At 62.9% G+C, this 26378-nt stretch carries 19 protein-coding genes and 1 tRNA gene; 10 read left to right on the top strand and 10 right to left on the bottom strand.

The genetic code is table 11. From position 1 onward, the window contains the following. Window positions 1-117: 117 nt before the first annotated feature. Window positions 118-3582 carry a carbamoyl-phosphate synthase large subunit gene (gene carB / locus B5V03_RS03065; protein WP_129267803.1) on the top strand — a complete coding sequence of 1155 codons (3465 nt, stop codon included), beginning with the start codon at window positions 118-120 and terminating at the stop codon, window positions 3580-3582. 209 nt (window positions 3583-3791) lie between these two features. Continuing rightward, window positions 3792-4265 (top strand): transcription elongation factor GreA, encoded by a 474-nt coding sequence (gene greA, locus B5V03_RS03060; RefSeq protein WP_007596674.1) that lies wholly within the window; start codon window positions 3792-3794, stop codon window positions 4263-4265. 282 nt (window positions 4266-4547) lie between these two features. Here the strand turns inward: greA and B5V03_RS03055 are convergent, their stop codons facing one another. After that, window positions 4548-5027 carry an Lrp/AsnC family transcriptional regulator gene (locus tag B5V03_RS03055; RefSeq protein ID WP_027547667.1) on the bottom strand — a complete coding sequence of 160 codons (480 nt, stop codon included), beginning with the start codon at window positions 5025-5027 and terminating at the stop codon, window positions 4548-4550. 267 nt (window positions 5028-5294) lie between these two features. Here B5V03_RS03055 and trxB point away from each other — a divergent pair, with 267 nt between their 5' ends. The 5 genes from trxB (at window position 5295) to B5V03_RS03035 (ending at window position 9159) form a co-directional block, all read left to right on the top strand. After that, on the top strand, window positions 5295-6260 hold the full coding sequence (gene trxB, locus B5V03_RS03050) for a thioredoxin-disulfide reductase (RefSeq protein WP_129267801.1): 966 nt from the start codon (window positions 5295-5297) through the stop codon (window positions 6258-6260). 5 nt (window positions 6261-6265) lie between these two features. Continuing rightward, window positions 6266-7189 carry a LysR family transcriptional regulator gene (locus tag B5V03_RS03045; RefSeq protein ID WP_074117119.1) on the top strand — a complete coding sequence of 308 codons (924 nt, stop codon included), beginning with the start codon at window positions 6266-6268 and terminating at the stop codon, window positions 7187-7189. Window positions 7190-7640: 451 nt separating this feature from the next. Beyond that, entirely contained in the window at window positions 7641-8549 is a 909-nt protein-coding gene (dapA, locus tag B5V03_RS03040; RefSeq protein WP_129267800.1) for a 4-hydroxy-tetrahydrodipicolinate synthase, read from the top strand. A gap of 169 nt (window positions 8550-8718) precedes the next feature. Beyond that, window positions 8719-8865, top strand: a complete 147-nt coding sequence (locus B5V03_RS41300) for a hypothetical protein (protein WP_164987752.1) — start codon at window positions 8719-8721, stop codon at window positions 8863-8865. A 99-nt stretch (window positions 8866-8964) separates the two neighbouring features. After that, a complete protein-coding gene (locus B5V03_RS03035) occupies window positions 8965-9159 on the top strand; it encodes a hypothetical protein (RefSeq protein ID WP_129267799.1) in 195 nt (64 codons plus the stop codon). A gap of 72 nt (window positions 9160-9231) precedes the next feature. Here the strand turns inward: B5V03_RS03035 and B5V03_RS03030 are convergent, their stop codons facing one another. Continuing rightward, window positions 9232-9909 carry a ParA family protein gene (locus tag B5V03_RS03030; protein WP_027551806.1) on the bottom strand — a complete coding sequence of 226 codons (678 nt, stop codon included), beginning with the start codon at window positions 9907-9909 and terminating at the stop codon, window positions 9232-9234. 420 nt (window positions 9910-10329) lie between these two features. Further along, complete coding sequence (locus tag B5V03_RS03025) at window positions 10330-10680, bottom strand: hypothetical protein (protein WP_129267798.1); 351 nt, start codon at window positions 10678-10680, stop codon at window positions 10330-10332. Between the two features lie 475 nt (window positions 10681-11155). Here B5V03_RS03025 and B5V03_RS03020 point away from each other — a divergent pair, with 475 nt between their 5' ends. Both B5V03_RS03020 and B5V03_RS03015 read left to right on the top strand, forming a co-directional pair. Next, complete coding sequence (locus B5V03_RS03020) at window positions 11156-12100, top strand: AEC family transporter (RefSeq protein ID WP_129267797.1); 945 nt, start codon at window positions 11156-11158, stop codon at window positions 12098-12100. 131 nt (window positions 12101-12231) lie between these two features. Continuing rightward, window positions 12232-13170: an SHOCT domain-containing protein gene (locus B5V03_RS03015; RefSeq protein WP_129267796.1), complete on the top strand. Its 939-nt coding sequence runs from the start codon at window positions 12232-12234 to the stop codon at window positions 13168-13170. Window positions 13171-13643: 473 nt separating this feature from the next. On the opposite strand, the gene tenA is transcribed toward B5V03_RS03015, so the two are convergent. The 4 genes from tenA to B5V03_RS02995 form a co-directional block, all read right to left on the bottom strand. Continuing rightward, window positions 13644-14318: a thiaminase II gene (gene tenA / locus B5V03_RS03010; RefSeq protein WP_129267795.1), complete on the bottom strand. Its 675-nt coding sequence runs from the start codon at window positions 14316-14318 to the stop codon at window positions 13644-13646. A 283-nt stretch (window positions 14319-14601) separates the two neighbouring features. Continuing rightward, window positions 14602-17607, bottom strand: coding sequence for an NACHT domain-containing protein (locus B5V03_RS03005; RefSeq protein ID WP_129267794.1), 3006 nt, complete (start codon window positions 17605-17607; stop codon window positions 14602-14604). Between the two features lie 212 nt (window positions 17608-17819). Then, window positions 17820-17896 (bottom strand) — tRNA-His (locus B5V03_RS03000). Between the two features lie 312 nt (window positions 17897-18208). Beyond that, complete coding sequence (locus tag B5V03_RS02995) at window positions 18209-18643, bottom strand: phasin (RefSeq protein ID WP_129267793.1); 435 nt, start codon at window positions 18641-18643, stop codon at window positions 18209-18211. 650 nt (window positions 18644-19293) lie between these two features. Between B5V03_RS02995 and B5V03_RS02990 the strand changes: the two genes are divergently transcribed. Further along, window positions 19294-22677, top strand: coding sequence for a PAS domain S-box protein (locus B5V03_RS02990; protein WP_129267792.1), 3384 nt, complete (start codon window positions 19294-19296; stop codon window positions 22675-22677). Window positions 22678-22690: 13 nt separating this feature from the next. Here B5V03_RS02990 and B5V03_RS02985 read toward each other — a convergent pair whose 3' ends face one another. From B5V03_RS02985 to B5V03_RS02975, 3 genes are all read right to left on the bottom strand, one after another. Continuing rightward, complete coding sequence (locus B5V03_RS02985) at window positions 22691-24235, bottom strand: FAD-dependent monooxygenase (RefSeq protein ID WP_129267791.1); 1545 nt, start codon at window positions 24233-24235, stop codon at window positions 22691-22693. 307 nt (window positions 24236-24542) lie between these two features. Continuing rightward, a complete protein-coding gene (locus B5V03_RS42185) occupies window positions 24543-24764 on the bottom strand; it encodes a hypothetical protein (RefSeq protein ID WP_433995326.1) in 222 nt (73 codons plus the stop codon). 320 nt (window positions 24765-25084) lie between these two features. Further along, window positions 25085-26257 (bottom strand): thiolase family protein, encoded by a 1173-nt coding sequence (locus tag B5V03_RS02975; protein ID WP_129267789.1) that lies wholly within the window; start codon window positions 26255-26257, stop codon window positions 25085-25087. Window positions 26258-26378 lie beyond the last annotated feature (121 nt).

The raw sequence follows: 26378 nt of genomic DNA, 5'->3' as shown, positions 1-26378 counted from the left end.
CGAAAACTGGTCTAAGACCCACCCGCGCGCGAGGGAAGGCCCCGCGCTCTCGGCTCAAGGGGACGCGCGGCAAGCGCGCCCTTTTTTTGTGCCCAAATTCCACTTCGGCGAGAGTTGATGCCCAAACGTACAGACATCACCACCATCCTGATCATCGGCGCCGGCCCCATCGTGATCGGCCAGGCCTGCGAGTTCGACTATTCGGGCACGCAAGCGGTGAAGACGCTGAAGGAAGAGGGCTATCGCATCGTCCTCGTCAATTCCAATCCGGCGACCATCATGACCGATCCGGAATTGGCCGATGCGACCTATATCGAGCCGATCACGCCCGAGATCGTTGCCAAGATCATCGAGAAGGAACGTCACGTCATTCCCGGCGGCTTCGCGCTGCTGCCAACCATGGGCGGCCAGACCGCGCTGAACTGCGCGCTGTCGCTGCGCCAGCAAGGCACGCTCGACAAGTTCGACGTCGAGATGATCGGCGCCACCGCTGATGCCATCGACAAGGCCGAGGACCGCCAGCTGTTCCGCGAGGCCATGACCAAGATCGGGCTCGAGACGCCGAAGTCGCGGCTCGCCAATGCCTCCGCCCTGAAGAAGTCCTTCCGCGACAAGTACCAGGCCGAACGCGCGAAGGCATCGGGCGCAGCGCTCGCAGAACTCGAGCGGCAGTGGACACTCGGCGAAGGCGATCGCCGCAAGCGCTACCAGGAATATGCACTCGGACAAGCGCTGATGGCGCTCTCCGAGATCGGCCTGCCCGCGATCATCCGCCCCTCCTTCACCATGGGCGGCACCGGCGGCGGCATCGCCTACAACAAGGAAGAGTTCCTCGACATCATCGAGCGCGGCCTCGATGCGTCTCCGACCAACGAAGTGCTGATCGAAGAATCCGTGCTCGGCTGGAAAGAGTACGAGATGGAGGTGGTGCGCGACAAGAAAGACAATTGCATCATCGTCTGCTCGATCGAGAACCTCGATCCGATGGGCGTGCACACCGGCGATTCCATCACGGTGGCGCCGGCGCTGACGCTGACCGACAAGGAATACCAGATCATGCGCGACGCCTCGCTGGCGGTGCTGCGCGAGATCGGCGTCGAGACCGGCGGCTCCAACGTGCAGTTCGGCGTCAATCCCGAAGACGGCCGCATGGTCGTCATCGAGATGAACCCGCGCGTGTCGCGCTCCTCCGCGCTGGCGTCGAAGGCCACCGGCTTCCCGATCGCCAAGGTCGCGGCCAAGCTCGCGGTTGGCTACACGCTCGACGAAATCGCCAACGACATCACCGGCGGCGCCACGCCGGCCTCGTTCGAACCGACCATCGACTACGTCGTTACCAAGGTGCCGCGCTTCGCCTTCGAGAAATTCCCTGGTGCCTCCACCACGCTGACGACGTCCATGAAGTCGGTCGGTGAAGTCATGGCGATCGGCCGCACCTTCCAGGAAAGTCTTCAGAAGGCGTTGCGCGGGCTCGAGACCGGTCTCACCGGCCTCGACGAGATCGAGATCGAAGGGCTCGGCCAGCACGACGACAAGAATGCCGTGCGCGCCGCGCTCGGCACGCCGACGCCGAACCGCCTGCTGCAAGTTGCGCAGGCGATGCGGCTCGGCTGGTCCAACGAAGAGATCTTCAACTCCTGCAAGATCGATCCCTGGTTCCTGGCCGAGATGCGCGGCATCGTCGACATGGAGGACAAGGTCCGCAAGAACGGCCTGCCGGGCAACGCCTTCGGCATGCGCACGCTCAAGGCCATGGGCTTCTCCGACGCGCGGCTTGCCGTGATCGCGCAGACGACCGAGGCCGAGGTGACGGCGAAGCGCCACGCGCTCGACGTCCGCCCGGTCTACAAGCGCATCGACACCTGCGCGGCCGAATTCGCCTCGCCGACCGCCTACATGTATTCGACCTACGAGTCGCCGTTCGCGGGTGCGCCCGCGGATGAGAGCTCGCCGTCCGACAAGAAGAAGGTCATCATTCTCGGCGGCGGGCCGAACCGTATCGGCCAGGGCATCGAGTTCGACTATTGCTGCTGTCACGCCTGCTTCGCGCTGCATGACGCCGGCTACGAATCCATCATGGTCAACTGCAACCCGGAGACGGTGTCGACCGACTACGACACCGCCGACCGGCTCTATTTCGAGCCGCTCACCGCCGAGGACGTGCTGGAGATCATCGCGAAGGAGCGCACCAACGGCACGCTGCACGGCGTGATCGTGCAGTTCGGCGGCCAGACCCCGCTCAAGCTCGCGCGCGCACTCGAGGCTGCCGAAGTGCCGATCCTCGGCACCTCACCCGATGCCATCGACCTCGCCGAAGACCGCGACCGCTTCAAGCGCGTGCTCGACAAGCTGCGTCTGAAGCAGCCGAAGAACGGCATCGCTTATTCGGTCGAGCAGGCGCGTCTGGTCGCGACCGATCTCGGCCTGCCGCTGGTGGTACGCCCCTCCTACGTGCTTGGCGGCCGCGCAATGCAGATCATCCGCGAGGAGAACCAGCTCAGCGATTACCTGCTTGGCACGCTGCCGGAGCTGGTGCCGGCCGACGTCAAGGCGCGCTATCCGAACGACAAGACCGGCCAGATCAACACCGTGCTCGGCAAGAACCCGCTGCTGTTCGACCGCTATCTGTCCGACGCCACCGAGATCGATGTCGACTGCCTTTGCGACGGCAAGGACACCTTCATCGTCGGCATCATGGAGCACATCGAGGAAGCCGGCATCCATTCCGGCGACTCTGCCTGCTCGCTGCCGCCGCACTCGCTCGATGCCAAGATGATCGAGGAGCTGGAGCGGCAGACCCGCGAGCTGGCGCTCGGTCTCGACGTCGTCGGCCTGATGAACGTGCAATACGCGATCAAGGACGGCGAGATCTACGTGCTCGAAGTCAATCCGCGCGCCTCGCGCACGGTGCCGTTCGTCGCCAAGGTGGTCGGCACGCCGGTCGCCAAGATTGCGGCGCGCATCATGGCCGGCGAGAAGCTCGCCGACTTCAAATTGAAGAAGGCCGACTTCAAGCATGTCGGCGTGAAGGAATCGGTGTTTCCGTTCGCCCGCTTCCCCGGCGTCGACACGGTGCTCGGCCCGGAGATGCGCTCGACCGGCGAGGTCATGGGCATCGATCGCTCTTTTGCCGTTGCTTTTGCCAAGAGCCAGCTCGGCGGCGGCACGCGGGTGCCCCGCAAGGGCACGGTGTTCGTCTCGGTGCGCGAGAGCGACAAGGTCCGCATCGCCGACGCCGTGCGCCAACTGCACTCTCTTGGCTTCAAGGTGCTGGCGACCTCGGGCACGGCGCGCTTCCTGACCGATCAGGGTATCCCGGCCGAGAAGGTGAACAAGGTGCTGGAGGGACGGCCGCATATCGTCGACGCCATCACCAATGGCGACGTCCAGCTCGTCCTCAACACCACTGAAGGCCCGCAAGCGCTCGCCGACAGCCGTTCGCTGCGTCGCGCGGCCCTCTTGCATAAAGTGCCGTATTACACCACTCTTTCCGGGGCCGTGGCGGCCGCGCAGGGCATCCGCGCCTATCTGGGCGGGGACCTTGAGGTTCGGACCCTGCAGAGCTACTTTTCGGAAACCTGATCGCCAGCGGCGGCGAAGCCGCTGCTAAGTGATTGGCGATGAAGCCACAATGGCCGGAGGAACTGTCCGGCCATGTGGTTGTTCTGTTCCGGCGCCAAGCCCACATAACGTTCCGGTGGCCGCGTGTACGCGCCGGAAGCACTGACGAATCAAGGTTGCCGCGCCTTCCGTTTTTGTGGGGCGCGCGCGACCGAAGGACGAGAGAAGAGATGGAAAAGGTTCCGATGACAGCGGGCGGCTTTGCCGCGCTCGGGGAAGAATTGAAGAAGCGCCAGTCGGAGGATCGTCCGCGGATCATCGAGCATATCGCCGAGGCGCGTTCGCACGGAGACCTGTCGGAGAACGCGGAATATCACGCCGCGAAGGAAGAGCAGTCCCACAATGAAGGCCGCATCGCCGAGCTCGAGGACAAGCTCGCGCGCGCCGACATTATCGACATCTCGAAACTGTCCGGCGACACCATCAAGTTCGGCGCGACTGTCACGCTGGTCGACGAGGACACCGAGAAGAAGACGGTGTGGCAGATCGTCGGCGAGGTCGAGGCCGACGCCAAGAAGGGCCGCATCTCCATCACCTCGCCGCTCGCGCGCGCGCTGATCGGCAAAAAGAAAGGCTCAACCGTCGAGGTCAACGCCCCAGGCGGCGCCAAGGCGTATGAGATCACCAAGGTGGAGTGGCGGTAAGGATTTGCCGCTGCGTGTGATGATGTTTTGAAATGGCCGCGCGATCTGCGCGGCCTTTTTGTTTCTGCGTGTTGCTTGCATGAGTAAGACACGCGGCCTCATCCTCGTCATTGCGAGCGCAGCGAAGCGATCCAGTTCTGCCGCCGCGGAGGGATTCTGGATTGCTTCGCTGCGCTCGCAATGACGGCGTGTGGAGCAGCAGCGACGCCGACTCTCGTGTCCCGAACGCGCTGCAACGCCTTAGCGTTGCAGCGCAGAGCCGGGGCACGAGAGCGGAGCGAGTTACCGCCTTCCCTTCACGTCCAGCGGCACGGCCGCCTCGTATTTCGAGTTATGCAGCACCAGTGAGGTCCGCACGTTGCGCACATGCGGCGCCGCGGTGAGATGCGTCACGAAATCCTGGAAGGTCGCCATATCGGGGGCGACGCATTTGAGGATGAAGTCCACCTCGCCCGACAGCATCCAGCATTCCCGCACCAGGGGCTCGGCGCGGACGAACTCCTCGAAGGCGCGCAAATCGGCCTCGGCCTGGCTGGACAGGTGCACGGCGGCGAACACCGTGACGTCGAAACCGAGCTTGCGGGCATCCAGCAGCCCGCGATAGCCGTGGATATAGCCCTCCTCCTCCAGCGCGCGGACCCGGCGCAGGCAGGGGGGCGGCGAGATGCCGACGCGCTTGGCCAGCTCGACATTGGTGATTCGACCGTCGGCCTGGATCTCGGTGAGAATCTTCAGGTCGATCTCGTCTAGGTTCCGCGACACGTGAATGGAACTCCTGGCCTTTGCGGCGGTATTGGGTGGGTTTGTCGCAATCCTCATAACCCAGTCCGCACCGTTAGCGCAATTTTATTGCGCGTGCAGCGCAATCGACTTTTGTTCCCTGTTGGAAAAATCCGCCGACAGGGAATGCAATTCTTGCATAGCTCACCAGAAGGCTTAGATTAGCTCTGATATTTCAGCGCCTCCGCGAGGCCTCCCGGCACGTTCCGCGCCCGCGCTGCAAATCCCCCGTGAAAGGCGTCCATCGAAATGTCCGCTCCTGTTCATGCAAAGGTCGTGATTGTTGGCTCCGGCCCCGCCGGCTACACGGCGGCGATCTACGCCGCGCGCGCGATGCTCGAGCCGATCCTGATCCAGGGCATACAGGCCGGCGGCCAGCTCACCATCACCACCGACGTCGAGAACTATCCGGGCTTCGCCGACGTGATCCAGGGCCCCTGGCTGATGGAGCAGATGGAGAAGCAGGCGGTCCACGTCGGCACCAAAATCGTCTCCGACCTGGTGATCAAGCTCGACACCTCACAGCGGCCGTTCCGCCTCACTTGTGACAGCGGTGATGTCTATCTCGCCGAAGCCGTGATCCTCGCCACCGGCGCGCAAGCGCGCTGGCTCGGGCTGCCCTCCGAGGCGAAATTCCAGGGCGGCGGCGTGTCGGCCTGCGCCACTTGCGACGGCTTCTTCTACCGTGGCAAGGACGTCGTGGTGGTGGGCGGCGGCAATACCGCGGTCGAGGAAGCGCTGTACCTGACCAACCATGCCTCGCAGGTCACCATTGTGCATCGTCGCGATCACTTCCGCGCCGAACGCATCCTGCAGGAGCGCCTGTTCAAGCACCCCAAGATCAAAGTGGTCTGGAACTCCGCCATCGACGAGATCTGCGGCACCGAGAACCCGAACAAGGTCACCCATGTGCGGCTGAAGAACGTCAAGACCGGCGCCCTCACGGATGTGAAGACCGACGGCGTGTTCGTCGCCATCGGCCACGCGCCGGCGACCGAGCTCGTCAAGGACCAGATCAAGCTCAAACCGTCCGGCTACGTCGAGGTCGCACCGAATTCGACCGCGACCTCGGTGCCCGGCCTGTTCGCCGCCGGCGACGTCGCCGACGAGACTTATCGCCAGGCCGTCACGGCCGCCGGCCTCGGCTGCATGGCAGCACTCGAAGCCGAACGTTTCCTGGCCTTGCGCGCCAGCGAGCGCGCCGCAGCGGAATAAAGATCATGCCTCGAACACGCGACGGATTTACGGATATGGACTGGGACAAGCTGAAGGTGTTTCACGCGGCAGCGGAAGCGGGCAGCTTCACGCATGCGGGCGAGCAGCTCGGCCTGTCGCAATCGGCGGTGTCGCGCCAGGTCTCGGCCCTGGAGCAGGAGCTCTCGGTCTCGCTGTTCCACCGCCACGCCCGCGGCCTGATCCTCACCGAACAGGGCGACCTCTTGTTCCGTACTGCGCATGACGTGTTCATGCAGCTGCAGGCGGCGCGCGCCAAACTGACCGACAGCCGCGAGCGGCCGAGCGGCGATCTCAAGATCACCACCACGCCCGGCGTCGGCATCAACTGGCTCATCCCGCGGCTCGGCGAATTCACCGCGCTGTATCCCGAGATCCGGATCTCGCTGATCGTCACCGACGAGGAGCTGGATCTTTCCATGCGCGAGGCGGACGTCGCTATCCGCACCCGCAAGCCGACGCAGCCGGATCTGATTCAGCGCAAGCTCTTCGCGATGGGCTTCCACGCCTATTGCTCGCCGGAATACATCAAGCGCTTCGGCACGCCGCGCACGCTGGAAGAGCTCGACTCCCACCGCATCATCACGCTCTCCGACGGCACCTTCGCGCCGCATCTGCAGAACCGCAACTGGTTGATCGAAGCCGGGCGCAACGGCTCGGGTCCGCGCGAAGCCTATTTCAAGGTCAACAACATCCTCGGCCTCGTGCGCGCGTGTCAGCAGGGCCTCGGCATCGCGGCGCTGCCCGACTACCTCGTCGAGGAACAAAGCAAACTCGTGCAGCTGTTCGGCGAATCGGATTCGATCCAGCTCGACACGTATTTCGTCTATCCCGAGGAGTTGAAGACGGTCGCACGCGTGCAAGTGTTCCGCGACTTCGTGGTGAGCAAGGCGCAGCGCTGGCCGTCCTGATTTCCGCATGTCTGACATGCGGCCTCGACGCTTGCTGCATGGCGCTCGTCAAGCCCATACTGGCTGCACGCTGAGCCTTCGCGTTGCGCATTTGTCCCCCTCCTCCAGTGGCGCGGGAGTTCAGTAATCCCTCTTGGAAGGTGATTGTGTCGGCCTCACGTGGCCAATACCTCAAGCCGGGCCCTCTGGGTCCGGCTTTTTTTCTGTCCCATTCGGCTTTCACCTTCCGCGTGTATTGACAGTTTTGGGCATACCCCGCATCATTTCCAAATGATCACGAAGTCGTGCGCAATCGTCTCGAAAAAAGGCCCCCTCCCGGGGACCTCGGATTTTTGCGCGCGCTAACACTGACTTCGTCATCGCGAGCCAAATCCCGAAAACCCCGCCGCCTGGACGGGGTTTTTTCATGTGCCCTCCGTCTCAGGTTTTTTTCCCGAGAAGGAGATGGAACATGACTGACCTGCGAACACATCTGCACGGACTCTGGCTGCCGCTGGTGACCCCGTTCCGCGACGGCAAGCTTGACGAGACCTCGCTGCGGCGGCTGACGCGGCACTACAGCGCGCACGCCGTCGACGGCTTCATCCTAGGGGCGACCTCCGGCGAAGGCATGACGCTGCGCGATGCCGAGCTCGAACGCCTCGTCGCCATCGTGCGCGACGAGATGGCCGCGGGGCGCCGCAACGTCCCGGTCTGCCTCGGCCTGTCAGGCGCGGACACCTCGCGGCTGAGGGATCGTCTCGATGAGACCGCGGACTGGCCGATCGACGGTTATCTGATCGCGAGCCCCTATTATGTACGGCCGTCACAGCGCGGGCTGCTGGCTCATTTCGAAGCACTTGCCGATCACGCCGCCTGGCCACTGGCGCTCTACAACATCCCCTATCGCACCTCGGTCAACATCACCAACCAGACCATGCTGCGGCTCGCCGAGCATCAAAACATCGTCGGCCTGAAGGATTGCGGCGCGAGCCGCGAGCAGTCGATCGCGCTGCTGCGCGACCGCCCGAAGGAATTTCGCGTGCTGACCGGCGAGGATGCGAACTATCTCGAGGCGCTCACCGACGGTGCCGACGGCGGCATCGTGCTGTCGGCACATGTCGAGACCGCGACGTTCGCAGCCGTGTACGCCGAGACGAAGCGCGGCAACCATGATGCCGCGCGGGCGCGCTGGCACGAGGTCGCCGAGCTGACGCGCCTGTTGTTCACTGAGCCGAGCCCTGCGCCGGCAAAATACTGGCTGTGGCGCAGCGGCCTGATCGACAGCCCCGAAGTGCGCCTGCCGATGGTGGAAGTGAGCAGCGAGCTCGCCGCCACGATCGATCGCGAGATCGAGCGGCGGATGAAAGTCGCGGCGTAGCGCTTCGCCTACCCTCCCCTGGACGGCCTCCTCCAGGGGAGGGTAAGCAGCGTTACCGTGGTTAACCGCGCGCGAACTCCCTTCGCAGTTGCCGCATGGCGCATCTACGTCTCGTTTACGCATCCGCCCCTATCGTTTTCCTTCAAAGTCTACCGAAGGGGGAATATCCATGGGGCATCGCACCCGGCCTACGGCCGCGAGCCAATTCGCGCCCGCCGATCTCTTGCAGGGAATTCTCGTCGTATCGTCATTCGGGTTCTGGGCGGTGATGCTCGGCCTGATGCCGGTGCTGGTGTTTCGGGTCTGGCTCGTCTGAGGCGGATCCCGCGCGGGATGGTTAAACCGAGGTGGCAAATGCGCTCAAAATGCGCAGGGGATTGCGATCCGGAATTTTAAAACATCCCGTTTAGCGTCGATGCCCATAAGCGAAGAAATCGCGGGGGCGTTTGTGAATAGTCAGAATGAAATGGCGTCGCATTTCGGCGCACAGCGGAGCTTGTCCACCGAGCAGAACTTCACCACCGGGGACATTCTCTGGGCCGTCGGCATCTGGTCGGTGATCCTGACGCTGTCGCCGGTGATCGTGTTCTACATGCTGATGGTGGCCTGACCTCATCAGCCATCCCAGAAACGCAAAACGCGCGGACAGCCGCGCGTTTTCGTCCGGGGATTGATTTTTGAATTATGCCGCCTGCTTGTGCATTGCGCCGGACGCCGACGCCGTGCCGCGGATGGCCTTCACTGAACGCTCGATCGCCGCCCACAGCCTTGCAATTTCCTGGGCTGCACGGCTCTCGGCCTGATACTCACGCGCGCCTTCGCCGTGGCTGAGTGCCATCAACAAATCCGAACGATTGGTGATCTGACCGCCCCACACCGGAGCGCGGAATTTGGCCAGCGCCTCGCGGGCGATGGTGACGATCGGGCTTTCGGATTCGTCACGGCGGGCCGGCGCGCCGTTGAGCACGACCGCGTAGGGCTTGCGCGCCGCGCGGCACATCTGGATGGTTTCCTGCACCGCGTTGACGTCGAACACGCCGGGACGGGCGGGAATGACCACCATCGTGGCGTTCTTGATCGCGTCGTCGACGACGGCCGACAGGTTCGGCGGCGTGTCGATCAACACCCATTCATAACCGTCGCGCTTGGCAGCGGAGACGATGCCACTGACGGAATTCACCGCAGCCTTGATCGGCGGCTCGTTGGTGCCGCGCAGCTTGTGCCACAGCGTGAGAGATCCTTGCGGATCGGCATCGACGAGCAGGATAGGCTTGGTCGCCTTGATCTGCGCGGCGAGATGTGCGGCCAGGGTACTCTTGCCCGAGCCGCCTTTACGCGATGCGAAAACAATAACGTTCATACCCTTGGCCTCCAGATTGACCCCAGGCTACGAAAATGAATCACCGCGCTGATTCGGGAAAGAAAAATTTACCAGGAGTTGCCTCGCCGCCACGAAATAACAAAGCGTGTTGGCTTTTGAGTCACACTGCTTCGTGCGACGACAGAAACGAACAGCAACCAATCCCGTAAACCGGGCAATCGCGCTTTTTTCGAGCAATGAGAAGGGGAAAGCGGAATGCAACCTTGCCGCGCAAACCGTTGCGCGTCTCTTTTCGACCGCGTGCGCGCGTAATCGCCGCAAGCATGCGCGCGAGGCGGCGAACAAAAGGAGTCCGGTGGCTGTCGGCAAGCTGATGCGGCTCGCGCAGCGGAAACGCAAATGCCCGGGGGTGAGCCCGGGCATGACGGAGTTTCAGAGAAGGAACGCCTTGCGAAGCGCTCAGCCCTCGTCGGATTTCTTCTTCTTGCTCGCCTTCGCCGGCTTGGTGCTCTTCTTCGCGGTTTTGGGCGCGATGTTGACCGGCTTGCCGGCGCGGGCCTCGCCGGGCTCGGGTCCCTGGCGGAAGAACGGCTTGCACTGCGGCGAGAGCTGCGCCTTCTTCTGGATCATGCAGGTGGTGATGGCATCGACGTTCGGCACGAACTCGCCGCACAGCCGCATCGCATCGGGCGTGCAGGCCTGCTGCTCTTCCTGCGTATAGGCGAAGCTGACGCCCGGCTGGATCAGGACGGCCAGGGCGACCCCGGCCGTGGCAGCAAGAACGGACTTCCCAAAGCGAAACGCCGGCATCGATGCCCCCAAATTCGAGTCGGGCCGGAGTGTGGGTGAACGGCGGTTCGTTGGCAACGAGGGCGGAGGCGAAAGCTCGGACGTGTGCGGTCTCGGCAACAGGGCGGATGGCAGCGCCTGCCACGCACTCCGCTGTCGTTACCCGGCCTTGTGCGCAATTGCGCACTGGACCGGGTGACCCAGTATTCCAGAGACGCCGGACGTTCCCCGAGAGGCCGCGGCGTACTTCATCCCTCGCCTGCGCGGGGGATGACAGCGGTGGGGGGATGGATTGGCCCGGGCCCCCGACGCCCCCTCCAACAAAACTACGAAAACAACCCCATGCACAGTAGCGACGGCCCTGGCGGCCCTGCGGATTTTCAATTTTTACGGATTTTACGAAATCGATTTGACTCGTCGGACAAAACAGGAGCATACTGTCATCATCGAGAGTTGCGTGGGGTGGTCGGCTGCTCCCCGAGAGGTTGAGGGGCGCATGGCCACCGTGTTGATCGTCGCGCCGGTGTTCGCCCTGATCGCGGCCGGCTATGCCGCAGTGCTGTTTCGCTTCGTCTCGGAGACCGCGCACAAGGGCATCTCCGAATTCGCCTTCAGCATCGCGATTCCCGCGCTGCTGTTCCGCACCATCGTCGTCTCGGAATTCCCGGACGTCAGCCCGTGGCGGATGTGGGGCAGCTATTACGGCGCGCTCGCCATCACCTGGATCGCGGCGCTGGCGATCTCGGCATGCTTGCGCGAACGGCGCGAGGATCGCGAGGACGGCGTCGTGTTCGCGATCGGCTCGGTCTACGGCAACATCGTGATGCTCGGCATTCCGCTCGTGCTCTCCGCGCTGGGCAACGAGGCCGCGGGGCCGATGTCGCTGATCCTGTCGGTGAACACGCCCCTGCTCTGGCTCTGCGGCATTTTGCAGATGGAGCTGGTCAGCCGCGAGCGTGCCGGCTCGGCCGTCTCGGTGATCCGCCCCGTGCTCGCCGATCTCGCGCGCAACCCGCTGATGCTCGGAATCGTTTTCGGCGTGATCTGGCGTTTTACCGGCCTCGGTCTCAACCCGGTCGTCGATCGGACCATCGAGCTGCTCGCGCAGGCGGGATCGCCGGCCGCATTGATCGCGCTCGGCATCAATTTGTTCCGGTTCGAGGTGAAGGGCGAGATGTTGAGCGTCGTTGTGATGAGCGCGCTCAAGCTCTTGGCGATGCCGGCGGCCGCCTTCGTGCTGGCAAAGCTGCTGGGCCTGCCGCCGGTCGCAGCCGGCGTGATCGTGCTGTTCGCGGCGATGCCGACCGGCGCGAACGCCTACATCTTCGCGGCGCAGTACAAGCGGCTGGTGAACCCGGTGTCGGGCGCGGTGGCGCTGGGGACGCTGCTGGCGGCGCTGACGTTGCCGGTTGTGGTGATGATCGTGGCGGGGCTCAAATAGCCTTGCGACGACGGTGCTGTGTAACCGGGCAATCCCGAGTGGTTATGTTCCTATCGTCGGTGTCGCGGGTGTGATAGGTCCTGCGGCTCTCCCGGTTCGGCGACGAACGCGCGTCCAGGTAAGGGTAGATCATGCAACAGTTGACGGACGAAGGTCGGCGGATCGTCGATGATGTGGCGCGCCGGCACGGATTTTCGAGTGACGCTGTCCTGTGCATGCTTCTGGCCGTTTCGGCCGGATACGGCAACCAGGCCCAATTCAATCATCCGGAATTCGGCGGCATGGGCCAATGGTCGATGGGCGGGATGATCATGATCGGCGACATGTTCAACAACTACCTCAAGGGCCGCGTCGATTCGCTGTGCCAGGAGTTGTCCAGCCTGATCCAGGGACAACCCCTGTTCCAGATGCCCGCCCAAAGCCAGAGCCAATCCCAAGGCGGCGGCGGCTGGCAAGGCCAGTCCGGAGGCAGCCACCAGCAGCAGAGCAACGGCTATGGCAACAGCGGCTACGGCGGCAGCGGCTCGAGCCTTTTCGTGCCCGCAGCATCGAGCAATTGGTGGCCCGCTGATCTCGGCATGCCCGGTTCGACGGGCGGTCAGAACAATCTGCGCTATGCCTACTTTCCGGCGGCGCGGCGGTTGGCCGTCGACATCAATGGTCAGGTGTCGGTCTACGATACGGGCCAGCACCAGATCGGCGGTTTTTCGCAACAGCAAAGCGGCGATCAGTCGATTACCTTCACCAGCCAGTTCGGGCTGGTGCGCGTGGCCGACCTGCCGCGGATCAACCCTGTGAATACGGGCGCCGCCCCGCAGCAGCCCTATGCCAGCCAACCCGATCCCTCGATGCAGGCAGCGCCTTGGGTGCAGCCTGCGCCGAGCGCGCCGGCGCCGATGCCACCGCCACCGACCGTGGCGAGTTCGCCACCGAACCAGTTCGGCGCGCCGCAGGCCCAGCATGACGAGATCGTTTCGCTGATCGAGAAGCTCGCCGAACTGCACAAGAAGTCCATCCTGACGGATAGCGAATTCGAGTCGAAGAAGGCCGAACTGCTCAGCCGCCTGTAGCGGCATTTGCGACGACGCGGGCGCATGGGCAGTCTAGGCGGCCCAGTCCATGATCGCGTCAATAAAAGTCCGAGCCTGGCGGATCGCGTCGCCCCTCGTCGCACAAACACCGACCGACACGGTTCGGCCCTTTCCGACGGTCCACTGCCAACCGGATAAATAGCTCATTTCAACAATTGAGAATCTGACGCCGCGATGTTCCACGGAGGACCTCCGCTGACATGTTGCTGTGCGAAAAGGTTACGCCAAACGGCGGATTTGTCCAGCCGGGCGCGGCCAGCGGACGTCAATGTCGACTGACGCCTCGGGAAACTCGAAGCGGCCTCAACGAGCTCGGCATACTAACTTCGTGCATTGACCGTCGTTGCCGACAGCTCGCGCCCTGCAAGATCGGAAGTTTTGTGCACGGTTACCGCAATCCCGCACCAGGCCTCGAACCCGTTGATTAAGAGCCTGATGGATTGCCGAAACCGCTATTCAACACGCTGGCCCGCGCGCCAGGCCATCTCCCAGAAATCTGCCTCGAGCCGGGTGGCTTCCCTGAAGATCGCCATCAGCTCGGCCTCGCGGGCCGGCGTGGCGTAGAGATCGGCGAGATGATCCAGGTGCGCCCGCGCCTTGGCCGCGACCTCCTGGTACGGCGCGCCGGCATACTCGGCGATCCAGACGCGGTAGGCGTTCGACGCGGCGTCCGCGAGGGGGAGCGAGGCGAGCCGCGTTGCGATCTCCGCGTACCCGATCACGCAGGGGGCAAGCGCCACCTTGAGCGCCAGCAGATCGCCGCGCATTCCCGCGTCCAGCACGTAGCGCGTATAGGCCAGCATCTCGGCCGCCGGAGGGGCCTGTTCGAGATCGGCCGGGGACAGCCCCCAATCGGCACAGAGTTTGACATGCAGGTTCATCTCGACATCGAGGATGGCCGAAAGGCCGGCCGCTGCCTCACGCATGTCGGCAAGCCTCGGCGACTTGTAGACCGCGAGCGCGTAGGCGCGGGCAAACTCGATGAGGAACAGATAGTCCTGAACGAGGTAGTGACGAAACGCAGCTTCAGGGAGCGAGCCGTCCGCCAATCCGTTCGTGAAGGGATGCTCGGTGTAGGCCCGCCACTCAGCGGATGCTGCTGTCTTGAGACGCTGGAAGAAACTCACGATCTTTTCCGCCTGGCTTGCTTTCCATGAACGTCTTTGGCTCGCTACCGATATCGCATTGCGATCCTGGGAGCTACGGCGACCGGGGACAGAGATGCTTTGAGCGGCGTTAGGGACGCTTCCCGCGTCGGGAGTTTGTTGCACTGACACCGTAGCCCCAATTAGTCCACGTGGTTATACTCAGTTCACGAAATGAGTATAATGCGCTCCTTCGCGCCAGAGATCACCGAAATTGGACATCCGCCAGGACCTCACGCCAAGATGCCGTGACCAATGTATGCTGTCACTGCAATTCCTCGTTTTGCAATTGCCCTTCGATGCCGCTGCTCGACGGTCCCTTGGGCTGATCGAAGATGGGCGCGCGAGCAATCCGCGCGATGTCTTCATAGGCGGGCGCTTTCTTCAGAGCCCGCGATTTTAGTACCGCCTCAATTACGTCGCCGCGGAACTCGCTGGCCTGCGGATCGGACTGTTCCTCGTCCCCGTCGAACTCCGAAACGAGAAGAAAAATGAAAAACACCCCAATCAATGCTTCAGGGAATTTCTTATACTGGCCAAGGACGCTCTTCCAAAAGGTTAAGGGCGCCCCTCCCCTTATCGGCGGCCTATTGAAACGTTGCTTACCCTCTACCGGCGTTGAAAACCCTACACGTCCGACCGCAACCAAGGCCTCTCGGGCCGCTTCGGGTAATAATGGGAACTCAGCACTAAATTGATCCGATCCGGCAAGCACAAGATGGGTGAGGCCGTCGATGAAGAATGGATTTGCCTCAAGGGTCCCGTTGTAAAAGTGCGCTATCCCAAACTTTCGCAAAAGAGCCTCCGTCAGGTGCCCGTACCATGACCACGCCAGACCCGCGAAAAACTCGCTTTCGCCGGATCGATCAATGACCATTCTTTTAACGGCTTGGTGAGCGGCTGACTGAATTTCAGGGGGAATAACCGCTGTTTTTACCGCACCACCTGTTCGAACCGACGACATAGCTCTCGCAAGCCGCTCAAGCTGACGCGTCTCACCCTTCTTGAACGTACTAACAATAAGCTCCAGAAGTAGGCTGCGCACGAAGGTTCTGCGTTCGGCGCAGCAATATGCACAATGGCGGATTGCAAGGAAGGCATCATTAGGTTCGCCGTTTTCGACGGCTTCATTAAAGATGCGCTCGACTAACGATTTGACTTGGGATTCCGACGCATTGAGATATTCGAGCGCACGAGCCGCAAAGAGATTGAGGCTCATTCTCTCCTCTACTGATGAAGTAGCATTGATCAATTCGATCAGTTGTTCAATCGCTTGATTTTGACGCCGAAGGCTCCGGTGTGTTTTGATCTGCAAACTGAGGTGCGCTACAACATCCCACTCCTTCACGACGACATGCGGAATTATCTCCCCCAGAACCTCTTCGACGCTATCAGCCTTCTCGTCGATATGGCGAGCGAAGAAATACTCAAGAAAGGTCTGGTGGGTGAAGGCAAATACGTTCTCGCCGACATCGGTCATCACCCAGGCACGCCCGGTGATAAATTTAACAACAGCTTTCGTACCCGCGGTCGCTTGGGACTTATTTTCGTATAGAGCTTCCAGATAGCGCTTGATCTCTGCGCTCAGCCAAGCCTCCTCCACTCCGTCGGCGAGCTCTGGATCGCCAAACATATTTGCAGCGATACTACTGAACAGATGCAGCTTATCAAAATCAGACGGGACGTCTGCTTTGATGTCGCGATCCGGATCCCAGCGCTCAAACATTAGGATGGCGCACTCTCTATAAATTTCGGGCCTATTAGAAGGCACGTCTCCTCTCGCGTTGAATAGCCAAGCCATTAGCCCTAACATGAGCGGATTTGCGCGAAGATCTGATGCATTCGATGCGGTTTGCCGCAGGAAGTCTTGAGCGTACTGCGACGACTCTGCTTCAGTACGTTCGCCCACCACTTTAAAAAATTTCGTTAGGTAGTTGAGAATCTCATTCTCATCAAAGCGCTCCAGCACGAGCTCCTCAAATTCTCCGGTTAGGGGAGCCGAATCGTAGCCAACGAGGCGGGATGTGACCACCACCGGGCAAAGAGGGTACTGATTGCAAAATGAGAGGACCAGATCTACAAATTCGCGGCGTTGTGCCGTCGCAAGAATCTCATCAAGCCCATCGAAAGCAAGCACAGCGGCGCCTGTCGTGAGCAGATATAGCACGGCTTCACGAAGCTCCTCAAAATCGAGAGAAACGTGATTAATTAAATCACGAATGATGAAATCGAAGAGGCTTAGCTGAGGATTTACCGTGCGGGCTTTCTCGAATGCGCGCAAGACAACTCGGATTGGAAATTTTTGTAGTTGCGCCGACGGTTTGTTTGCCGCCAAGAGGGCGCCCGCCGCCTGCTTGGCAAGGTCAAAACAGAGATTTTGGCAGATCGTGCTTTTCCCACCGCCGGGGTCTCCCAAAATCACGACTCGCGAGAATGAGAGCTTAAGGTCCCCGTAACCGATAGTATTCAGCGACGTAGGATCGACGCGCCACTCGACTAATTCCGATGCATCCGAGCGTTGCCTTTTTGCACGGACGACCGAAGCTGCATTGCTTATCAAATCCGCGTTCTTAGCTGTGTCGCGATACTTGAGTTTCGGCGGGATATAGATTTTCGAGATATCGACTGATCTCGCGCCTTTGTTTGTCTCAATGCGCACCTGCTTTGTGACGGCTTGCAACCCTCGTACGAGCTTGAGCAATGCTGGCTGCATTCCTTGTACAGAGCTATGCTGCGCTCGAGGAAGCTGCTTGTTAAGGGCTTGGAGAGCCGAATCGACTTGATCAAACCTTGATGCGACGTTGCGGCTGATGAGTTGCAAAACGGCGTGCGTGTTCTTGTCTTTCGACACCTCTCTAAATGTGATGGCAAAGGAAACCATCATCTTCTCGTAAAGCGAGATCGCGTCATCCTCGTTTGGATTGATGACTCTTGCGTGCAGCAACACGAACGCTTTACGAACTTCTTCGGATTTTCGGTCAACCAAGGCATTTTCGACCATCGCTGTAATGAGGCCGCTGCGCTCCAGCTCTTCAAGAAACTTACTCAACTGTTCGGTATATTCGCCGTATCGATTTCCGATCAGCGTAATGAAGTCGTCCGACGCAGCCTTAACCTGCGGATTCCTTAGCGGAACGCCTTTTAAGGTGTGCTCGATGCGAGAGATGCGCATCGCTTTTTGAAAGGTAAGCGTGCCAACTCTCTGCAATCCGGATGTCAACAATCGGCCAGCAATGCCCGCCGCCATGACCCCGAACGAAAACGCAGCCATTTTCCTACCCCCGCATATTCTTGTTGCGCCGCCCCTTTAGCGCTTGCTCAATGTTAAGTCGTAGGACGCGGGGGAGATACCTTTGCGAACGATAAACCCGCCTCCCTCGCTCGATCTAACTTGATCATCCGCGATGCCATTGCATTTTATGGCGGCGCAAATAGGTCAGGTCTATCAGTAAGATGCTGAGAAAGCGGAGTTATCCGCAACCATGGTACAGTTGGGTGGGCTCGAACCACCGACCTCCTGTTCCACAGACAGGCGCTCTAACCAACTGAGCTACAACTGCATCCTTGCGAGCCGCGCCTTACGGGCGCCCTGAACGGGCCGTTTCCAAAGGGGGCTGGACGGGGCGGAAACTAGGTGCAACGGCTCCGTTTGGCAAGGCCGCTGCCGGGCTAAAATCCGGGGTAAATCGCCCTCGGCGCGATGAAATCGAGCCTGATGGTGACCACGGCGGCGTTACGCTGCCCTCGCCCGCTTTCGGCGACACGCCCGGTGGGGAGAGAGCCCTCTCCCGGCCGCTCCCGCAAGCGGGAGAGATGAAGAAAAACCCGGGCCTTTCGACCCGGGTTTCCTAACTTGATCGACCAGCGGCCTATCAGGCGGCGGGCGGGTAGAGCTTGGCGGCGCTGGCCTTGATCGGCTCGGCGGTCGCGGTGGCGGCCCGCTGGGCGATCTCGGCGAGCTCCTTGGCCTGGGCCTGGAAGGTCTCGAGCTGCGTCTTGGAATGGCCGGTCCACAGCGCGAACGCATCCGACGGCGACTTCACGCTGAACAGCTCCTGGGTGAAGTCGAGATGGGCCTGGGTGTTGGCCTTCGCGAACTCCATCAGCTTGGCGGCGTACTCGCTCGCGCCCTTGTGGGCGGTGGTGAACACGGCCTCGACGGTGCCGTTGTGGGTCTCGGCCGCGTCCTTGAACTTGGCGTAGCTCTCGCGGGCCTGCGACACGCCCTTTTCGGCGAACGCACGCATCTGCTCGGGCACCTCGAACGGAATGATCGAGGCAGAAAACGGATCAGTCGCACCTGTCATGGTTGGTCCCTCACGATAATGAAAAATGGAGTGAGCCTTCTGGCGCGCCCGCCGGGCCCCGAAGGCCTGTCATTCAGCGGGTACGAAGACTGGAAACGCGAAACAAACGAGATGGCTCGCCCAGCGCCCAGCTTTATCCGTGCCTAACATGTCAACATTGTGCACCGCAATGTGATCCGGGGGTGCGGGCGAAATTTAATCTCGGGGAGGGTGAGGTTCCCCGGCAGGGGAACCCGTGGTTGAGGTTGGCGGGATGCGAAGCAGGAAAGTGGTCCGCTCCCTCTCCCGCTTGCGGGAGAGGGTTGGGGTGAGGGTGCGTCCGCAATGGGACAGCCCCGATGAGGAAGGAGCCCTCACCCGCGCCTTCGGCGCGACCTCTCCCGCAAGCGGGAGAGGTGAAACCGAGCCCGCGGCCGGCCTGGTCGCGTCCGTAACGCCAACGCCGACGGTCCACTCACGAATCCTGCGGATGCCGCGGAGGTCCCGCTTGCGGGTCCCGCCACATTAAGGTTATCGCGGCTTTAGGCTTCCGCCCGTAGGCTGCGGCCGTGGACCTGCCCGCCCCCGCGGGCGATACTAACCCTTTCTTAAGGCTGCCATTCCCGGCAGCTGCCCTACGAGATGCGACAGCGAGACTTGAAGCCGGTTGGATGACGAGTTCGGATTTCCAGTTGCGAGGCGTGGGTGATCCCCGGCTGGCCGTGCATGCGACCTCGCAGCTCGCCACCTGGCTCTGGTCGATCGACGGCACGCGCGTGCTCTGGGCCAATCCGGTCGGCGCAAAGCTGTTTGGCGCCAAGAATTCCACGGCGCTCGCTGCGAGGATGTTTGGACCGGCCGACGGCCATCGCCGCCAGGTTGTCAGGCTCGCCCGTCGGCTGCCGGCGAACGGCGCCATCAGGCTGGAGCGGCTGCGCGGCTTCGGTGCCCGGCTCGGCGCGCTGATGACCTGCGCCTGTGCGCGGCTCGACTTCGCCGATGGCGGACATGGCGTGCTCGTCACTGCGATGGATCCGGCCGGCCGCGCCATGCCGCTGGTCGAGCGGCTGCATCGTCTCGTCGACGGCGCGACGGTGCCGATGGCGGCGTTCGCGCCCGACGGACTGTTCGCCGGCGCCAGCGACGCCGCCCGCCCCCTGCTCGGCTTTCGCGATCTCACCGAGGTCGGCCTCGAACAGGCCCGCAACGATGCGCTTCGCAACGGCCGCGTCGCGATGCCGATCGGCATCGGCCAGATGGTGCTGCAACGGGTCGGCACCGGCGACGATATCGGCCTGGTCGCGCTGATCGAGCCGGCTGTGCAGCCGGCGGCTGAAATGCCCCAAGCTGCCGAGGAGGTCGCTCAGCCTGCTGCACCGGACACTCCGCCGCCGGCGGTGCCGGACGATGCGCAGGGCGCGCCGTCGAGCGAGGCTCCATCCGAAATCACGCTGTTCGATGCCTTCGCCGAGCCGGTCGAGACACCGGCGACGGAGATCGTCACGATCCAGGACGCTGTTAAAGACACCGTGAAAGAAGCGGCCGATGCGCCGCTCGAAGCCGCGCCCAAGACTCCGGTTGATAACCCGCCGGAAGCCATCGTGCCGCCGCAGGCCGCGCCGATCACCTCACACATGGTCGAGCCGCAATCAGCAGAGCCGCCCGCACCGCGCCAGCATCCGCTGCGCTTCCTCTGGCAGATGGATGCGGAGGGCCGCTTTGTGCTGGCGTCCAGCGAGTTCATCCGCCTGATTGGCACGCATACGGCCTCAAGCTTCGGCCGCTCCTGGCGCGAGATCGCCGACGAATTTGCGCTCGATCCTGACGGCCGCGTCGCGCAGGCGCTTGCGAGCCACGACACCTGGGCCGGCATCACCGTGAACTGGCCGGCCGACGGCGGCGAGCATCTGCCGGTCGAGCTGGCGGGCCTCCCCGTCTACGACCGCGAGCGCAATTTTGCAGGCTTTCGTGGTTTTGGCGTCTGCCGCGATCTCGATAGCCTCAACCGGCTCGATGCGCTCAGGCGCTATGAGCTGTTCGTCGAGCCGGCAGCGCAGCACGGCTTGTCCGCCGAAATGGTCGAGCCCGAACCGGAGCCCGTGGCAGAGGCGCCGCCTCCGCCGATCGAGCCGCCTGAGCCTGAGCCTGTGCCTGTCGCCGAACTGCCCGCACCCGCACCCGATGTGAATTCACACCCAACCGAACCGGAAACGCCAGTGGAAACGCCTCCCAATGTCGTACCGTTCCGCCCGGCCGGCGATGCCAGATCACCCGGTGATCAGAGATCGCCGACGCTGACGCCGGTCGAGAACAGCGCGTTCAACGAGCTCGCCCGGCAATTGTCCGAGCGGCTCGAACGCGAGCGCGAGACGATCGCTTCCAGCGCGGCAGAGCCGCCGATGGCGGAGTTCACGCCCGAACCGCCGGCACCCGAGCCACCAGCGCAGGAATTTTCGCCGGCGCAATCCACGGCCGAATGGCTGACCGAGCCCGCGCCGCCCGCACACGGCCACAGCGTGCGCGACCGCGCGCTGCTCGACCTGGTGCCGACGGGCATGCTGATCTATCGGCTCGACCGCCTGCTCTACGCCAACCCCGCCTTCCTCGCGCGCATGGGCTATGCCAGCCTCGCCGCGCTGGAGGATGCCGGCGGGTTGGATGCGCTCTATGTCGAGCCGGGCGTGTCCTCGGCCAGCAGCACGTCGCAGGCCGGCACGCCCGTGACGATCAGCGCGACTTTTGCCAATGGCGAGCGGCCGCTTCCGACCACGGAAGCGCATCTGCACACGATCGACTGGGACGGCGACAGCGCGCATGCGCTGATCTGCGCGCTGCCGCAAGCTGCCGTCGTTGCTGCGCCTGCCGTCGTCGCGCCGTCCGTTGTCGCCGAGACTGTCGTCGCGGAATCCTTCCCCTACGCTGTCGAGCCCGATCTTGAAGCCGGCGACGCGGACGCGGAGGATCTCGCCGCGATCCTCGACACCACGGCCGAGGGCATCGTGATGTTCGATGCCGAAGGCAACATCCACGCCTGCAACCGCAGCGCCGAAGCGCTGTTCGGTTACGACGGCGAAATGCTGATGCAGCAGAACCTGGTGACGCTGTTCGCGCCCGAGAGCCAGCATGTCGTCATCGACTATCTCGAAAGCATGAAGAGCCAGAACATCGCGAGCCTGCTCGACCATGGCCGCGAGGTGCTGGGACGCGAGAAGAAGGGCGGCGTCATTCCGCTCGCCATGATCATGGGCCGCACCAGGCCCGACGGCCCGAATTTCTTCGCCGTGTTCCGCGATCTCTCGCAGAGCAAGAAGGGCGAGAGCGAGCTGAAGAGTGCACGACGTCTCGCCGACGGCGCAGCCAATGCCAAGGCCGACATGCTGGCGCGGATCAGCCACGAGATCCGCACCCCGCTCAACGCCATCATCGGCTTTGCCGAGGTGATGATCTCCGAACGCTTCGGCACGCTCGGCAACGAGCGCTACGGCGAATACATGAAGGACATCCGCGCCTCCGGCGAGCGCGTCATTGCCATCATCGACGATCTGCTGGAGCTGTCGCGGATCGAGACCGGCAAGCTCGACCTCAATTTCGCCAACCTCAACCTCAACGACCTCGTCGAGGCCTGTGTCGTGGTGATGCAGCCGCAGGCCAACCGCGAGCGCATCATCATCCGTACCTCGCTGGCGCATGCGCTGCCGCAGGTCGCGGCCGATGCGCGCGCGATGCGGCAGATCACGATGAATTTGATCTCGAACTCGATTCGGCTTGCCAGCGCCGGCGGCCAGGTCATCGTCTCGACCGCGCTGTCCGACCGCGGCGAGATCGCCCTTCGCATCCGCGACACCGGCCACGGCCTGTCGGAGCGCGAGGTCGCAGCCGCCATGGAGCCGTTCCGCACGCCGCCGCCCGGCGATGCCGCGGACAATTCGGCGCTCAGCCTGTCATTGACCAAGGCGCTGGTCGAAGCCAACCGCGCCCGGTTCAACATCAAGAGCGGGGCAAATTCCGGAACGCTGATCGAAGTGGTGTTTGCGCCGGTGGTGGCGGGGGCGTAAGGCGCGGAGGCGCTCAGCGCGCCTCCATGGGTTCACCGAACCATCGCGACGCGGCCTGAGCTGCTTCTTCATCGTCGACTGCGCTGTCACTGGCCCACGCGACAAAACCATCGGGGCGAACCAGCACGGCGCTGAGGCCCAGACGATCCTCGGGCGCGGCAGCGACATATGTGATGCAGTCGCCACAACGGCTTGCAAGCGCCTGACGCGGTGCGCGCGCGTCGAAGTCCAGCAACAGCCCTTTCGCCGTCCTGAGGCGTTCGCCGACCGTCGCTCCATCAGGCCATTCGAAATCGGGAACACTCCGGCCGACGAGCGGATGGCTGCCGCCGAGATCGTAGCGGAGCGACACGCCGCGGACGCGCTCCGCGAAATAGGTCGCACCATCGCGGGTCTCGATGAGATCGCGGATGATGGCCTGGAGCGCGCGTGTGCCCGGCTCCGGCCGCATGATCGCGACCTGCGCCCGCGACCAGTCGAGGATCTGCGCGCCGACAGGATGTCGCTCGCGCGAATAGCTATCGAGCAGGTCGGCGGGTGCTTGCCTGCGGATCGTCGCGGCCAGCTTCCAACGCAGATTCAAGGCATCGCCGAGGCCGAGATTGAGGCCCTGGCCACCGAGCGGCGAATGGATGTGGCCGGCATCGCCCGCGAGAAACACGCGCCCCCTGCGATAGGTCGTGGCCTGATGGGCGCGGTCCGTCCAGGTGGCGGCGAGCCGAAGCACCGTGATGGTAACGTCCGTGCAGGAGACATGGCGCAAGACCTTCTGCACATGCTCGATTGTGATGGGCGCGGTCCGGTGAAAAGCACCGCCGTCGAAATCGACCATCGCGATCGTCCCCGGCTGCGCATAGGTATACATGCCCGTGGGCGTGTAGTTGCGGCCGGGAATAAGCTTGTCCGGATCGGCCAGCTCGACGTCGATGGAATAGCCCGTGAACTCCGGATCGGTGCCGACGAAGTCGAATCCGCTGATCTTGCGCACGCTGCTGCGGCCACCGTCGCAACCGACAAGCCAGCGTCCGCGACAAGTCTCGCCGGCCGCCTGCACGACGACGTCTTCGTCTGAAACAATGATGGCATTGACGCCGAAGCCGCGCCGGATCTCGACGCCGAGGTCGGATGCGCGCGCGACCAGAACGGTTTCGAGTGTTTCCATGTCGACGGCGAAATTGCCATCCGCCGGCGTTGGCAGGCGATACGGCGATTTCGCGGCATCAACATCGTCCTGATAGAACTGGATACCGGCGAAATGACCTGCGGGCCGCCGTGTCTGCTGCATCCAGTGGGCAGCACTCTTGATCGCGCCTGACTTCGCGTGCTGCGCGGCCACGATATCGTCCAGCAAGCCGCGACGGTGAAAAGCCTCGGTCGTGGGGATCGACAAGCCACGCAAGCCGAACGGGAGCTGCTTCAAGGGAGAATGCGGGTCCTCTGCTTGCTCCAGCACCAGCACGGAGAGACCCGCGAGCCGCAGCTCGCAGGCGAGAAACAGGCCGACGGGGCCGGCACCGGCGATGACGACGTCGTATGGATTCGTGGATCGGGTTTGCATGAGACGCTCCTGTGGTCGATGTTCGACCGGAGCGTTCCCTGGCTTCGAGAATCACACGGACGAACGATTGGGCGCCTGCATGGCGTCCGATGTTCGTCGCGGGGATCTCGTGCACAAGGCCAAAGACCAGAGCTTTCGTTACCGAAAGGATTTGGGCTTACCAGACCAAATCTGCCTTTTCCGACGGGAGCTGTATAGTTTCGCGGCGATCGATGCGCAACGAAAAAGGCACGGCGCGCCGCAAGCGCCGTGCCCTCTCGCATTCAAGCTCCGCCTTCGGTGACGCGGCTGTTCTTTGCCGGCTCACCTATCGCTTGGCAGGCGGTCCGCTCTTGTTGCCGGGCAAACCCTTTATGTTCGAAGGATCTTGCTCCTGAACTGATTGATTTTGGGAGCTCGAGCCGACGGTTCCGGTGCGCGCCGGCGGGCCATTCTTGTTGCCCGGGGCGCCCGCGATCCCTGCCCCTGAGTTCTGTGCGCTGGGAGAGGTGGCAACCCCACCTGTCGTAGTGGTGCGGTCTCCCGGCACGTTCGCGGCCGCGCCCGGCTTCTCCTGCTCTCCGACGTAGCCCGAGGCGCCGGAGTTTTGTGTCTTGATGCCCTTGTCGGCCTCACTCTGCATGTTCGGGTTCGGCGTCGTCTGCGCGAGCGCCGGCCCTGCCATGAGCGGGACCACCATAAGGATTGCTGCCATTGTTGTGCGCATGAACATTCTCCTCCATCTGCCCCATCGCGCTCAACGCCCGGCGAGACAAAGATTTCCTCGGCAGCGCGAATAAGCTTGGAACACGGACCAAACAAAAAGGGCACGGCTCGCGCCGTGCCCTTTCGTGTTCCTGCAGCTTCGCCTCAGCTATAAATCTCGAACAGGCCGGCGCCGCCCTGGCCGCCGCCGATGCACATGGTCACGACGCCCCACTTGGCCTTGCGGCGGGCGCCTTCCTGGAGGAGGTGGCCGGTGAGACGGGCGCCGGTCATGCCGAAGGGATGGCCGATCGCGATCGAGCCGCCGTTGACGTTGTACTTGGCGGGATCGATGCCGAGCTTGTCGCGCGAATAGAGGCACTGGCTGGCGAAGGCCTCGTTGAGCTCCCACAGATCGATGTCGTCGATCTTCAGGCCGGTGCGCTTGAGGAGCTTCGGGATCGCGAACACGGGTCCGATGCCCATCTCGTCGGGCTCGCAGCCGGCGGTCGCCCAGGCAACGAAGCGGCCGAGCGGCTTGAGGCCGCGCTTCTCGGCGTCCTTGGCTTCCATCAGCACCACGGCGGCGGCGCCGTCGGAGAGCTGGCTGGCGTTGCCGGCGGTGACGAACTTGCCGGGGCCCTTGACCGGCTCGAGTTTTGCCAGCCCTTCCAGCGTGGTCTCGGGACGGTTGCACTCATCGCGATCGACGACGTAGTCGACGATCGACTCCGCCTTGGTCGCCTTGTCGACGACCTTCATCTTGGTCTTCATCGGGACGATCTCGTCCTTGTACTTGCCCGCCTGCTGCGACGCGGCCATGCGGCGCTGCGATTCCAGCGAGAACTCGTCCTGATATTCGCGGCTGAGCTTGTAGCGCTCGGCGACGATGTCGGCGGTGTCGATCATCGCCATGAAGATATCGGGCGCGACCTTGAGCAATTCAGGATCAATCGACTCCTTCGGCGTCCCGCCGCCCGGCATCGAAATGCTCTCGACGCCGCCTGCGACGATGCAATCAGCGCCGTCGGAGCGGATCGAGTTGGCGGCCATCGCGATGGTCTGGAGGCCCGAGGAGCAGAAGCGGTTGACCGAGACGCCGGCTGTTGTCGTCGGCAGGCCGGCGAGCAGCGCGGCCTGGCGGCCGATGTTCGGCGCGCCGTGCGCGCAATTGCCGAGATAGCAGTCCTCGACATAATCCTTCTCGACGCCGGCGCGATCGACCGCGTGCTTGATGGCGTGTGCGGCCAGCGACATCGGTGGCGTGATGTTGAACCCACCGCGGCCGGATTTTGCGAGGCCGGTGCGTGCATAGGAAACGATGACGGCTTCACGCATTGTTTTCTCCCTTTCGAACATTGGTACGGATGCGTTGGTACGAGGCGTTCTCGGCGCCATTGGTACACAAAGTTTGGCGGGCTTGGGAGAAATAAAGCACTGCGCTGCATCAACAAAAACG

Origin of the sequence: Bradyrhizobium betae (genome assembly GCF_004123905.1) — a bacterium.
Taxonomy (GTDB): Bacteria; Pseudomonadota; Alphaproteobacteria; order Rhizobiales; family Xanthobacteraceae; genus Bradyrhizobium; species Bradyrhizobium betae_A.
This window is presented reverse-complemented; position numbering and strand designations above follow the sequence as displayed.

Bases quoted from the DNA above. Each gene is read 5' to 3' on its own strand.
- carB (WP_129267803.1), top strand. From the start codon at position 118: ATGCCCAAACGTACAGACATCACCACCATCCTGATCATCGGCGCCGGC.
- greA (WP_007596674.1), top strand. From the start codon at position 3,792: ATGGAAAAGGTTCCGATGACAGCGGGCGGCTTTGCCGCGCTCGGGGAA.
- trxB (WP_129267801.1), top strand. From the start codon at position 5,295: ATGTCCGCTCCTGTTCATGCAAAGGTCGTGATTGTTGGCTCCGGCCCC.
- B5V03_RS03045 (WP_074117119.1), top strand. From the start codon at position 6,266: ATGCCTCGAACACGCGACGGATTTACGGATATGGACTGGGACAAGCTG.
- dapA (WP_129267800.1), top strand. From the start codon at position 7,641: ATGACTGACCTGCGAACACATCTGCACGGACTCTGGCTGCCGCTGGTG.
- B5V03_RS41300 (WP_164987752.1), top strand. From the start codon at position 8,719: ATGGGGCATCGCACCCGGCCTACGGCCGCGAGCCAATTCGCGCCCGCC.
- B5V03_RS03035 (WP_129267799.1), top strand. From the start codon at position 8,965: ATGCCCATAAGCGAAGAAATCGCGGGGGCGTTTGTGAATAGTCAGAAT.
- B5V03_RS03030 (WP_027551806.1), bottom strand. From the start codon at position 9,909: ATGAACGTTATTGTTTTCGCATCGCGTAAAGGCGGCTCGGGCAAGAGT.
- B5V03_RS03025 (WP_129267798.1), bottom strand. From the start codon at position 10,680: ATGCCGGCGTTTCGCTTTGGGAAGTCCGTTCTTGCTGCCACGGCCGGG.
- B5V03_RS03020 (WP_129267797.1), top strand. From the start codon at position 11,156: ATGGCCACCGTGTTGATCGTCGCGCCGGTGTTCGCCCTGATCGCGGCC.
- B5V03_RS03015 (WP_129267796.1), top strand. From the start codon at position 12,232: ATGCAACAGTTGACGGACGAAGGTCGGCGGATCGTCGATGATGTGGCG.
- B5V03_RS03005 (WP_129267794.1), bottom strand. From the start codon at position 17,607: ATGGCTGCGTTTTCGTTCGGGGTCATGGCGGCGGGCATTGCTGGCCGA.
- B5V03_RS02995 (WP_129267793.1), bottom strand. From the start codon at position 18,643: ATGACAGGTGCGACTGATCCGTTTTCTGCCTCGATCATTCCGTTCGAG.
- B5V03_RS02990 (WP_129267792.1), top strand. From the start codon at position 19,294: ATGACGAGTTCGGATTTCCAGTTGCGAGGCGTGGGTGATCCCCGGCTG.
- B5V03_RS02985 (WP_129267791.1), bottom strand. From the start codon at position 24,235: ATGCAAACCCGATCCACGAATCCATACGACGTCGTCATCGCCGGTGCC.
- B5V03_RS02975 (WP_129267789.1), bottom strand. From the start codon at position 26,257: ATGCGTGAAGCCGTCATCGTTTCCTATGCACGCACCGGCCTCGCAAAA.